Annotated in this window: 10 protein-coding genes; 2 read left to right on the top strand and 8 right to left on the bottom strand. The window is 69.7% G+C overall.

What is annotated here, in order from left to right:
* Positions 1-124: 124 nt before the first annotated feature.
* Together HDA45_RS13970 and HDA45_RS13975 are read right to left on the bottom strand one after the other, a co-directional pair.
* Positions 125-1645 (bottom strand): amino acid permease, encoded by a 1521-nt coding sequence (locus HDA45_RS13970; protein ID WP_184895378.1) that lies wholly within the window; start codon positions 1643-1645, stop codon positions 125-127.
* 304 nt (positions 1646-1949) lie between these two features.
* Complete coding sequence (locus HDA45_RS13975; RefSeq protein ID WP_184895380.1) at positions 1950-2864, bottom strand: cation diffusion facilitator family transporter; 915 nt, start codon at positions 2862-2864, stop codon at positions 1950-1952.
* 155 nt (positions 2865-3019) lie between these two features.
* Here HDA45_RS13975 and HDA45_RS13980 point away from each other — a divergent pair, with 155 nt between their 5' ends.
* Positions 3020-6019, top strand: coding sequence for a BTAD domain-containing putative transcriptional regulator (locus HDA45_RS13980; RefSeq protein ID WP_184905613.1), 3000 nt, complete (start codon positions 3020-3022; stop codon positions 6017-6019).
* 41 nt (positions 6020-6060) lie between these two features.
* On the opposite strand, the gene HDA45_RS13985 is transcribed toward HDA45_RS13980, so the two are convergent.
* From HDA45_RS13985 to HDA45_RS14010, 6 genes are all read right to left on the bottom strand, one after another.
* A complete protein-coding gene (locus HDA45_RS13985) occupies positions 6061-6570 on the bottom strand; it encodes a hypothetical protein (protein WP_184895381.1) in 510 nt (169 codons plus the stop codon).
* Between the two features lie 458 nt (positions 6571-7028).
* Positions 7029-8252 (bottom strand): mannose-6-phosphate isomerase, class I, encoded by a 1224-nt coding sequence (gene manA, locus HDA45_RS13990; protein ID WP_184905615.1) that lies wholly within the window; start codon positions 8250-8252, stop codon positions 7029-7031.
* Positions 8253-8318: 66 nt separating this feature from the next.
* A complete protein-coding gene (locus HDA45_RS13995) occupies positions 8319-9410 on the bottom strand; it encodes a hypothetical protein (RefSeq protein WP_184895383.1) in 1092 nt (363 codons plus the stop codon).
* Positions 9394-9615, bottom strand: a complete 222-nt coding sequence (locus HDA45_RS14000) for a Trm112 family protein (RefSeq protein ID WP_184895385.1) — start codon at positions 9613-9615, stop codon at positions 9394-9396. Before HDA45_RS14000 ends, HDA45_RS13995 begins: the two co-directional genes overlap by 17 nt.
* Before the next feature lie 52 nt (positions 9616-9667).
* On the bottom strand, positions 9668-11023 hold the full coding sequence (locus HDA45_RS14005) for a phosphomannomutase/phosphoglucomutase (RefSeq protein WP_184895388.1): 1356 nt from the start codon (positions 11021-11023) through the stop codon (positions 9668-9670).
* A gap of 71 nt (positions 11024-11094) precedes the next feature.
* Positions 11095-11448: a DUF3499 domain-containing protein gene (locus HDA45_RS14010; RefSeq protein ID WP_074038239.1), complete on the bottom strand. Its 354-nt coding sequence runs from the start codon at positions 11446-11448 to the stop codon at positions 11095-11097.
* 116 nt (positions 11449-11564) lie between these two features.
* On the opposite strand from HDA45_RS14010, the gene HDA45_RS14015 reads away from it, so the two are divergent.
* Positions 11565-11996: a metallopeptidase family protein gene (locus HDA45_RS14015; protein ID WP_184905617.1), complete on the top strand. Its 432-nt coding sequence runs from the start codon at positions 11565-11567 to the stop codon at positions 11994-11996.
* Positions 11997-12192: the final 196 nt, after the last annotated feature.

Consider the following 12192-nt stretch of genomic DNA (forward strand, 5'->3'; position numbering starts at 1 on the left):
TCACCCGACAGGGTGAGGCGAGAGACCGGACGCTATCGCACACCGATTTCACACCGAAACCGGGGCCCCCGACAAAGCGGCCCACCATCCACAGAGGAATGGTGGGCCGCCGAAACGAGAATGATCAGTCCGATACGGACTCCGTCTTCTCGCCCTTGTTCTGCTTGCCGAGCAGTGAATGCCGCCGGCTGTAGACGAAGTAGACGACGACGCCCAGCACCATCCACGCGATGAACCGCAACCAGGTCAAAACGGTCAGGTTCAGCATCAGCCAAAGGCAGGCGAGGATCGCCAGGATCGGGATCACCGGCACCCAGGGCACGCGGAAGGCGCGCGGGAGATCCGGTCGCGTCTTGCGCAGCACCATCACGCCCGCGGAAACGAGGATGAAGGCGAACAGCGTGCCGACGTTGACCATTTCCTCGAGCTTGTCCGCAGGGAAGAACGTCGCGGCGACGGCGACCAGCGCGCCGACGACGATGGTCGCCCGCTTCGGCGTCCCGTTCGCACCGGTCTTCGCCAGGCCGCGCGGCATGAGGCCGTCGCGCGACATCGCGAAGATGATCCGGATCTGGCCGAGCATCAGCACCATGACGACGGTCGTCAGACCGGCGAGGGCACCGACGGAGATGATGTTGGCCGCCCAGTCGACGCCGTTGACCGCGAAAGCGGAAGCGAGCGTCTTCTTGCCACCGTCACCCGCCGAGGTGGCGAGGTCCTTGTAGTTCACCATGCCGACGACCACGAGCGACACGGCGACGTACAGCACCGTGACGATGGCGAGCGAGCCGAAGATGCCGCGGGGCACGGCCTTCTGCGGGTTGCGGGTCTCTTCCGCGGTGGTCGCGACGATGTCGAAGCCGATGAACGCGAAGAACACCAGCGACGCCGCGGCCAGCAGGCCGAAGACGCCGAACGAGCTACTGCTGCTGCCCGCGATCACCGAGAAGAGCGACTGGTCGACCCCGGTGGCCGACGACTCGGCGCCGGTCTGGGCCTCCGGGATGAAGGGGCTGTAGTTCGCGGCCTTGATGTAGAAGATGCCGAGCACGATCACGAACAGCACCACCGCGACCTTGATCCCGGTGATCACCATCGAGAACCGCGAGGACAGCTTCGTGCCGACAGCGAGCAGCGTCGCCAGCACCACCACCACGATCAGGGCGCCCCAGTCGACGGGGACGCCGCCGATCTCGAACGTCGTCTTGGTGCCCTTGCCGAAGATGTAGGAGAGCACGGTCTCGAGGTAGGCCGACCAGCCCTTCGACACCGCGGCCGCGCCGACCGCCAGCTCCAGGATCAGGTCCCAGCCGATGATCCACGCCATGAACTCGCCGAACGTGGCGTAGGAGAACGTGTACGCGCTCCCGGCCACCGGGACGGTGGACGCGAATTCCGCGTAACAGAGCGCCGCCAGCGCGCAGGCGACGGCCGCGAAGACGAACGAGAGCGAGACCGAAGGCCCCGCGTAGTCGCCGGCCGTGCGCGCGGTGAGCGTGAAGATCCCGGCGCCGATGACGACGGCGACACCGAAGACGGTCAGGTCCCACGCGCTCAGGTTCCGCCTGAGCTTGGTCCCCGGTTCGTCGGTGTCCGCGATGGACTGCTCAATGGATTTCGTACGCCACAGACCGTTTCCGGGCACCCTTGACCTCCTACACCTGACTGCGGTTCAACGGACCCTATCGCCCGGTCGTGACGGCAGCGCGGTGGGAGAGCAACGAAGTACCCGGAGGTCGGGACGGTAATCGGCGGAGTACGGACAGTTGCGCCGGATGGCGGTCGCGGCTTGGCCACCCCAAGTACATGAAGGACCCCTTCCCTACGCTCAAGGTAGTGAAGGAGGCCTTCACGGACACCCGGTGGCCGCAGAAGCACCAGTCACAGCGGCCGCGCGTGAAGGCAAGGATGAGCGCACAACCCACTTGCCACTCACGATCCAGCCGGACTTACGCCAGCGAGCGGTCCAGGTCCGGCTCGAGGTAGATCAGCTTCGCCGTCGGCACCTTCGCCCGCACGCGCGCTTCGGCGTCGTCGATGGCCTGCGCGATGTCCGCGGTCTCCAGGCCGGGCACCAGCGCGAGCTTCGCGGCCACCAGCATCTCGTCCGGGCCGATGTACAGCGTCCGGATGTGGATGACCCGCTCGACCTTGCCCGCGGCGAGTTCGTCGACGATCGTGTCGAGATCGGGTTCGGAGGCGCCCTCGCCGATCAGCAGGCTCTTCATCTCGATGATCAGGATGATCGCGATGACGCCGAGCAGCAGGCCGATCGTGACGGTGCCGATGCCGTCCCACACCGGGTCGCCGGTGACGACCGAGAGCCCGACGCCCGCGAGCGCGAACACCAGGCCGAGCAGCGCGCCCGCGTCCTCCAGCAGGACCACCGGCAACTCGGGGGTCTTGGCCTGGCGGATGAACGCCCACCAGCCCGCGTCGCCCTTGATCTTCTTCGACTCCTGGATCGCGGTGTAGAAGGAGTACGACTCCAGGCCGATCGCGACCACGAGGATGCCGACGGCCACCCACGGCGAGGTCAGCGCCTCCGGCTCGCTGATCTTGTGGATGCCCTCGTACAGCGCGAACACCGAGCCGAGGCTGAAGAGCATCAGCGCGACGATGAACGAGTAGAAGTACCGGTCCCGCCCGAAGCCGAACGGATGCGTGCGGGTCGCCGCTCGCTGCGAGGTCTTCTGGCCCAGCAGCAGTAGCCCCTGGTTCGAGGTGTCCGCCAGCGAGTGCACGGACTCGGCGAGCATCGAAGACGACCCCGTGATGAGGAAGCCGGTGAATTTGGCGGCCGCGATTCCGGCGTTCGCCACGAGCGCGGCGATGATCGCCTTGGTTCCGCCACCTGCAGACACGTGCGACTCCCCTGGTGTCCCGAAAAATGGTGTCCCGATATGCCGGGTTCGAAGGCTAGCAGTGCAGATGAGGCCCGTGGCGCCGGGCGGGACAGGTCACAGAATTGTCGGCACCCCTCGCTAGTGTCGCCCCTCTCATGACCTGGGAGGTGCCCGTGCCGCGATTCGGCGTGCTCGGACCGTTGACGATCGAGAGCCCACCCGGGCGGCGCACCACGCCGCGCGGCGATCACCAGCGCGCCCTGCTGGCCGTCCTGCTGCTGAACGCGAACTCGTCCGTCCCCGTCGGCGCCCTGGTCGAGACCCTCTGGCCGGAGACACCGCCGAAGTCGTACTCCTCCAATCTGCACACGTACGTCTCCCGCCTGCGGGCGCGGTTCGAGGGGCTGGAGATCGAGCGGGATCCGCACGGCTACCGGCTGGCCGTCGAACCCGGCGACCTCGACCTGCTGTCCTTCCGCGAAGCCGCCGCGGCGGGGAAGGCGGCCGCGCGGGCGGGCGATCCGGCGGCGGCCGCCGGGCACTATCGCCGGGCGCTGGCGGAATGGCGCGGACCGGTCCTGTCCGGACTGCACGTCCCCCGGCTCGACGCCGACGTCGCCCGGCTCGAATCGGAACGCCTCGCCGCCTTCGAGGACTGTGTCGACGCCGAACTGTCCGACGGCAGGCACGGCGAACTCACCGGCGAGCTCCAGGCGATGATCACCGAACACCCCCTGCGTGAGCGGCTGGCCGCGCAGCTGATGACCGCGCTGCACCGCGCCGGGCGGCAGGCCGATTCACTGGCCGTCCACCGCGAACTGCGCACCACCCTCGTCGAGGAGCTCGGCGTGGAGCCCGGCGCCGAGGTCCGTCGCGTGCACGCCGCCGTCCTGCGCGGCGAGGATCCGGTGCCGACGGCCAAGACGGCGCAGGTCTTCCCGATCTGCCAGCTTCCCCCGGACATCGCGGATTTCGCCGGCCGCGAAGGCGAGATCGCGAAGCTCTCCGGGCTGCTCGGCGAAAGCACGCGGGTGCCGGTCGCGGTGATCACCGGCGAACCCGGCGCGGGCAAGTCCACCCTCGCGGTCAGCACCGCGCACCGGCTCCGCCGGTCCTTTCCGGACGGACAGCTGTTCGTCCCGCTGGCGGGCGCCTCCAGCCCGCGCGACCTCGCCGACGTCCTCGGCGACCTGTTGCGCGCGCTGGGTGTCACCGGCCCCGCCATCCCGGACGACGTCGAGGCCAGGGCGGCGGTCTATCGCGGCCGCCTCGCCGATCGGCGGGTCCTCGTGGTGCTCGACGACGCCGCGGGTCCCGATCAGATCCGTGCGCTGCTGCCGGGAACGCCGGGCAGCGCCGTCCTGATCACCAGCAGGCAGCGGCTTTCCGGGCTCGCCGGGGCGGATCGCCTCCCCCTCGCGCCGCTGTCCGGCGCGGAGGCGATGAGCCTGCTGGCGCGGCTGGCCGGGCCGGATCGGGTGGGCGCGGAACGCGCGGCCGCGGAGCGGATCGCCAAAGCCTGCGGCAATCTCCCGCTGGCGCTGCGGATCGCCGGCAGCAGGCTCGCCATGCGGCCGGGCTTGCCGCTCGGGAAACTCGCCGGGAAGCTGGAGGACGAGGTCTCGCGTCTCGACGAGCTCCAGGTCAGCGATCTCCAGGTGCGCGGCAGCATCGCGTTGAGCTATCAGGCGTTGAGCCCGCCGGCGCGGCGCGCGTTCCGGTTGATCGGCCGCTGCCGCACCCTCGACCTGCCCGCGTGGGCGGTGTCGACTTTGATCGACGACGAGGACGCGGACGAGGCCATCGACGAGCTCGTCGAAGCCAGCCTGCTCGAGGCCACCGGCGTCGATCCGACCGGTGAGCAACGGTTCCGCGTGCACGACCTCGTCCGTGTGTTCGCCACGGAGCTCGGCCGGGAGCTGGAGACCCACGCGGAGCGGGTGGCCAGTGTCGCGAAGGTGTCGGACGCGGCGTTGTGCCTCGCCGACACCGCGGCCCGCCGCCTGCCGAGAACGGTGCCGATGCCGTTGTCGGATCAGGACGTGCCCGCGCAGCCGTTGCCCGCCGAACTGGTCGAGCGGCTGCTGCGCGACCCCGGGGCGTGGTTCTCCGTGGAGCGGGCGAACCTGGTCACCGCTGTCTCGTCGCTGTGCGCCGTCGGCTGGCTTCGGAAAGCGTTGCGGATACTGGAAAGACTGAGCGCGTACCTGTACCTCCACAGCCATTACACCGACATGCGGACGGCGTACGAGACGTTGCGTGACGCCGCCCGCGAGGCGGGTGAAGGGCACATCGTGGTCATCGCCGAGGCGAATTTGGCGGTGTTGCTGCACGCGAGCGGTGAGTACGAACGCGCCGTCGAGGGTTACCGCGAATGCTCGAAGGAACTGGCGGTACTGGGCGATCTGGCCACGCGGGCGTGGGTGGAGACCAATCTGGCGCATTGCCTCGTCGGGCTCGGCCGGGCCGGGGAATCGCTGCACGCCGCGACGCAGGCCCGTGAACTGTCCACTGTGGAGGATTCGGGGACCCATGCGAGACGGGCGGAATCCGCCGCTCTGCACCGGCTGGGCAAGATCTCCGAAGCGCTGGAGATCGATCGCCGGATCCTCGCCGAGGCGCGGGAATCGGCCGACGATCGCCAGCTCGGCATTGCCCTGCAAGGACTTTCGTGGTCGCTGATGCTCGACGGCCGTCCGGAAGAAGCGCTGGAGACGATCGAGGAATCGGTCCGGGTGCTGCGCCGCACGACGGCGAAGTCTGCGCTGGCGAAGTCGTTGCGCACGCAAGGCGCGATCCTCGCGGGTGCCGGTCGCCGCGTCGGCGCGGTGAAGGCCTACGAGAACGCGCGGCGGCTGGCCGGCGCGCTCGAAGAACGGCCGAGGGAGCTTTCCTGCACTCGCGCGATCGCGGCGAGCTGGATCGGCGACGGCCGGGCCGACCGCGCGATCCCCGTGCTGCGCCGATGTCTCGACGAATTCCGCGCCATGGGCGGGAAACCCGCGACGGGCCTCACCCTGCACGTCCTGCGCAGGGCGTACGAGGCCGTCGGGGAAACGAAGGCGGCCGAGGCGGCGGGTGAAGAGGCGAAACGATTGGAAGTCCCCCACGACGCCAACGCTTCGACCCTTGTCCGGTTGCTGTTGTCGCTCACCGAACCCGCCTCGGCCTGACCGGGTGGTGCCCGACCCCTCAGACGAGCACCACCCGGAAATCACTGGGCTCCGGGCATCGGTTCACGCCGGTGGGAGGAGAACCAGGCCAGCGCGATCACCAGTACCCCGTTGGCGGCGGCGTCCCACACCGGCGGCGAGGCGGGCTCGAGACGCGAGACCGCGAACACGTTGATGAGGCCGGCGACGGTCAGCATCACACGGGTCGGCTGCGCGCCCGTGACCACCAGCGCGGCGGTGAGCAGCACCTGCGCGCCGAGCGTGACCAGGACGACCAGCGGGAGGTTCAGCCTGCTCTCCGCGCCGGCGGCGAGACCGTGCAGGCCGGAACCCGCGGCTTTGACGGACTCGATCGCGTCACCGGCGAATCCCGCCAGCGCCTGCGCCGAGACGACCAGGTCTTGACCGTCCGGAAGCGGAAGCACCAGATCGACGACCGGGACGAGCGCGGTCACGACGGCGAATCCGAGCGCGGCGAGCAAAGCGGTGGGGCGCACGGGAACCGGCACCCGGTAAGTGCGTCCGCTCGCCGCGTCGGGATGGGAAGTCACTGCAGTCGCTCCTTGGCTATCGACATCCGGGATGAGCCGACGACAAGCGCCGGGTCACCCCTTCGGGTGATAGTTGCGGAACCCGCCACACGGAACGCACACAGTTCGGCCAAGGACGCGTTCAGTCCCCCAGTGTCCTGTGATCCTGCTTTGCCTCAGGTCATCCGATCCAGACTTCGCGTGACTCGATGGACATCACCCGTGATTGCGCGGCGATCTCGCGTGATCAGAAGGCGATCTCGTGTGATTGGGCGGAGATCACGCCCGTGGCCGGATTCGCCGCCGTGTTCGCCGCCCAATCACGCGTGTTCGCCACCCAATCACGGGTGTTCGCCACCCAATCACGCGAAACCGCCATCGGCGAGGGAGCACCACCCGTCAAGCAAGCAGGGCCACAGGACTCCGGATGCGGTCCTTGCGTGTGCAAGTACCGCATCCAGAGGACTAAACGCGTGGAGTCAGCAGCTTCCGGCGGTGGCGCGGAAGACCTGGGTGCGCTCACCGGAAAGCGGGCGCACGCGGACGGCGGGGTCCGCGGCCGGGAGCCACACCGACTGGCCTCGGCGGAGCTCGACCTGCTCGCCGTCGTCGGCGGACACCAGCAGGCTGCCCGCGGTGCACAGCAGGATCTGCGGGCCGACGTCGTGGACGGCGATCTCACCGTCGTCCCCGGCCGCCCACTCGATCCGCGACAGCTCGAACTCGGGCGCGTCGGTGCGGTACACCGACATGCGCTCCTCACGCTCGCCGCTCTGGACCGGCATCTCGCCACACGCGAAGTCGACGACGCGCAGCAGCTCCGGCACGTCGACGTGCTTGGGGGTCAGCCCGCAGCGCAGGATGTTGTCCGAGTTCGCCAGGATCTCGACGGCGGTTCCGTGCAGGTACAGGTGCAGGTTCCCGGCGGGCAGGTAGATCGCCTCGCCCGCGCTGAGGGTGAGCCGGTTGAGCAGGAGCGCCGCGAGCACACCGGCGTCGCGCGGATGCGACTCGCCGAGCTCGAGGATGGTCCGGCATTCGACGCCGAACTCGCCGCGTTCCCGCACGTGTTTGACGCACGAATCGAGGACCTCGGGCAGCAGTTCGTCGAGTGCGGCCTGCGGCAGGGTGATCCAGGTGGTGAACAGCGCGCGCAGCCCGGCGGGATCCGGCTGGGCTTCCAACAGCACCGCGTACTTCGCCAGCCCGGGCGTCTCGATCGCCTTCAGCAACGCGATCGTGCGTTCCGGGTCGCGGAAGCCCGCCAGCGCGTGGAACTCCGTCAGCGCGCAGACGAGTTCCGGTTTCGCCGTCGGATCCGGGTAGTTGCGGTTCGAGGCGTCGCGCGGGATCCCCGAAGACTCCTCGCGGGCGTACCCCTCGGCGGCTTGCGCGGCCGACGGGTGCGCCTGCATCGAAAGCGGCTCTTCGGCGGCGAGGATCTTCAGCAGGAACGGCAGCCTGCCGCCCCAGCGGCCGGCGCAGCTCTTCCCGAGCTGACCGACCGGATCGGCTTCGACGAGCTCCAGCAGGCTTCGCTCGGTGCCGTCCGGGCCGATGACGTGGGACGGGTCACCGGGGTGGGCGCCCATCCACAGTTCCGCCTCCGGATGCGGCGCCGGCACCGGACGTCCCAGCAGCTCGGGAATCGTCGTTCTCGATCCCCACGCGTAGGGCCGCACGGCATTGCGCAGCAGCTCCACTGTCACCTCAACTCCTCGCCGGGCACGGGTGGTGCCGGCCCTCATTTCCTACGTCGCTCGTGGGGCTCACGCCGTTGCAGGCGTGTACCTCCCGGCGCCGCCGATGCTGCCGACGGCCAGCCCCAGATAGACCGCGGCCAGCTCGAAACGCAGCGCGAGAACGGCCGCACGCACGATCTCGTCCGTTTCGATCTCTTCGGCCGGGGCGATCACGTCCGCGCCGGGCAGCAGGTCTTCCGCCTGGTAGCGGGCCGCCTCCGTGGCCGGCCCCGTCCGAACCGAGAGGAGCAACACCCTCGGCACGAAGCCGACCCCCTCCTCCGGGTCCGCGAAGATATCGCGCTCCACGCCCCCGGACAATGCCGCACGCCGCAAAGCGGGCCTAGCCAGTGCCTGGCGATAGTCCTCCACGTCACAGACGAGGGCCGCGTGGGCGGCGAACGCGTGGGCCGCGTGCTCGCCGACGGCGACCGCGACCGGGTCCAGCCCCCACAGGAGCGGCTGACGGTCGGCGAGCTTCAGCGCCATCGCCTTGGCCGGGTTCGCGAACGAGTCCCTCGCCAGGTAGTCCTTCTCGGCTTCCGCGTCGAGGTGGTCGGCGAGCTTTTCCAGATCGGCCACCAGCAGGCCGAGCGCGTTCGCCGTCAGCAGGGCCGCGGCGAGCCCGCGAGGGAAGGCCATTTCGGGCGGGACCGGGAGCCTCGGCGCGAGCAGCAGTCCCTTGCCCGCGACGCTGGCCGCGACCGGGCCTTCGGCGGGCGCGGACAGCACGACGGTCGCCCCGAACCGGGCGGCGCGCTCCAAGGAGGCGGCCAGCTCGCGATCACCCGCGTCGTCGGTGTGCGCGAAGACGACGTCGAGCGCGCCGATCCAGCTGGGCACGACTTCGGCGACGACCACCGGCACCGGGCACGACGGTGTCAGCAACGCGGCGACCAGCCGGGTCAGTGTCCGGCTGACGCCGGGCCTGTCGATCAGCACGAGCGAGCGCGGGCGCCCGACGTCCAGGCGATCGCTCAGCTCGAGTTCGGCCGCGGCTTCGACGGTCGCCCGGACCTGGGCGCCCGCCATCGCGGCGGCACGGAGCAGCCCCGCGGTGTCGGCCTCGGCCAACCGCGCGGGATCGTCGAGCAGGGAATCGTCAGGGACCGTCGGCATGGGCGCCATCCGGGGTCGTCGGCTCGGTGGCTTCGTCCAGCAACAGTACCGGGATTCCATCACGGACCGGATACACGCGACCGCATTCCGTACAGGTCAGTGCGTCCGCCTCCGGGTCGGCCGCCGTCCCCGGGCGCAGCGGCGCGTGATCGGGGGACGGGCAGGCCAGGATCTCCAGCAACTGTGCGTCAAGCGTGACGGCCATGGTTACTCCCTACCTGTGGGACATCTCTATGTGCGTTTTCACGACACATTCGTTACCCACGGACGATCGCCAATACGTCTTCGGTCAGTGCCCGGACGGCCTCCGCGTCGGCGGCCTCGACGTTCAGGCGGAGCAGCGGTTCGGTGTTGGACGGGCGCAGGTTGAACCAGCCGCCGCCGGGAAGCTGCACGGTGAGCCCGTCCAGCTCGTCGATCTCGACGCCGTCGCGCGCGGAGTAGGTGTCCTTGACGGCCATCATGCGCGCGACCTGGTCATCGACGGTCGAGTTGATCTCGCCTGAGGCCGCGTAGCGCGAGTACTCCGCCGTCAGCTCGGACAGCGGGCCCGTCTGCTCGCCGAGGGCGGCGAGGACGTGCAGCGCGGCCAGCATGCCGGTGTCGGCACGCCAGAAGTCGCGGAAGTAGTAGTGCGCGGAGTGCTCGCCGCCGAAGATCGCGCCGGTCTTGGCCATCTCGGCCTTGATGAACGAGTGCCCGACCCGGGTGCGCACCGGCTTGCCGCCGTGCTCGGCGACGATCTCGGGGACACCCTTCGACGTGATCAGGTTGTGGATGATGGTGCCGCCCGGCTCCTTCTCCAGCTCGCGGATCGCGACCAGCGCGGTGATGGCGCTCGGCGAAACCGGCTCGCCGCGCTCGTCGACGACGAAGCAGCGGTCCGCGTCGCCGTCGAACGCGAGACCCGCGTCGGCGCCTTCTTCGCGCACCTTCGCCTGGAGGTCGACGATGTTCTTCGGGTCGAGCGGGTTGGCCTCGTGGTTGGGGAAGTTGCCGTCGAGTTCGAAGTACATCGGCACGACGTCGAGGGGCAGGCCGGCGAAGACCGTCGGGACGGTGTGGCCGCCCATGCCGTTGCCGGCGTCGACCACGACCTTCAGCGGGCGGCTGCCGGACAGGTCGACGAGCTTGCGCAGGTACGCCGCGTAGTCCGCGAGGACGTCCTTCTCGGTCACTGAACCGCGCTGGCCGGCGAAGGCGGGGACGCCCTGCTCGACGGTGTCGCGGATCTCCGCGAGACCGGAGTCCTGGCCGACCGGCGCGGCACCCGAGCGGCACAGCTTGATGCCGTTGTACTGCGCCGGGTTGTGGCTGGCGGTGAACATGGCGCCCGGCAGGTTCAGCGACCCGGACGCGAAGTACAGCTGGTCGGTGCTGGCGAGGCCGATCGTCACGACGTCGAGGCCCTGCGAGGTCACGCCGTCGGCGAACGCGGCGGACAGCTCGGGCGAGGAGTCGCGCATGTCGTGGCCGATGACGATCGCGTCCGACTCGGGTTTGATCAACAGGGCGAACGCCGAGCCGAGGTCACGGACGAGCGCCGCGTTCAGCTGTTCACCGACCACGCCGCGAATGTCGTAGGCCTTCACGATGCCCGAAAGGTCTGGCACGCCTGCTCCCCGCCAATAGTCTCGTTACAACGCCCTCTGGCGCCTCGAAAGCCTACCGGCGGGCCTTCGCGTCAGGCTCGGCCGGGCAGGACGCGCAGGTGGCCGCGCCTGCCGGAGGGACCCTCGGGTTCGGGGTCGGGCGCGGGCTTGTCCGAACGGCCCGCTTCGCGCACGGCCTCGGCCAGCGCGGTCAGCTCGTCGGCGGAGGGATCGGGGGCCGCGAAGGCCCCCTCGTGCCGGACGACTTCCCAGCCCTTGGGCACGGTGAGCCGGAGGGCGTGGGCCTCGCAGAGGTCATAGGAGTGCGGCTCGCTCGCGGTGGCCAGTGGGCCCACCACGGCTGTCGAATCGCTGTAGGCATACGTGAGCGTGGCGACAGCGGGTTCGAGACAACCCGTTCGCGAACACTTTCGTACGCTCCGCACGATCGAGAACGATAGCGCGTCCCCGGCCAGGTGTACCGGCGACACGCGCTTCGACTCGCCGAGCGCGTACCCTTCGGATCGTGGCGACGGCTCGTGATTCCCGACAGCGACGGCGGATGCGCCGGGACCGGCACGGCCGGGGCCTGCGCGGAGCGCTGTATCCGTCGACCCTTCCCGCCGCCGCTAGCAGGGCAGAAAGGTTCGACGCGCTGGTTTTGGACGCGCTCGAACCGATCGAAGCGCGGTGGCGGCACGAGCTGACGAAGCTCGACGTCGCCGTCGACGACGTTCCCGAAGTTCGCTCGGATGGCGCACCGGCCGGAGTGGACGGCGTACTGCACGACGGCGCCGTCCCGCTCTCGCGACTCGTGCCCGCCGGCGTGGACCGCGCCGGCCTGCCGACGCGCGCCCGCATCGTCCTCTACCGCCGCCCCCTCGAGGCACGCGCGAAGGACCCGGGCGAACTCGCCGAACTCGTCCACGACGTCCTCGTGGAACAGGTGGCGGTCTACCTGGGCGTCGAACCCGACGTCATCGAAGGCGACTGACCCCCCACCCCAGCCCCCGCCCTTCCCCGGGGGGCGTCCCCAGCCCAGCGTATCGCGAGGGACCGACGGGACCTGCGGAAACGGCTTTGGAGCCCCGAGTTGTCCACAAGGGACTGCCCTGTGGACAACTCCGTACTGAAGGACTGAGCGCGCCCAATGTGGCATTGGGGACGTTGAGTGACCCCAATGCCGCATT

It is taken from the genome of Amycolatopsis umgeniensis (assembly GCF_014205155.1).
Lineage (GTDB): Bacteria > Actinomycetota > Actinomycetes > Mycobacteriales > Pseudonocardiaceae > Amycolatopsis > Amycolatopsis umgeniensis.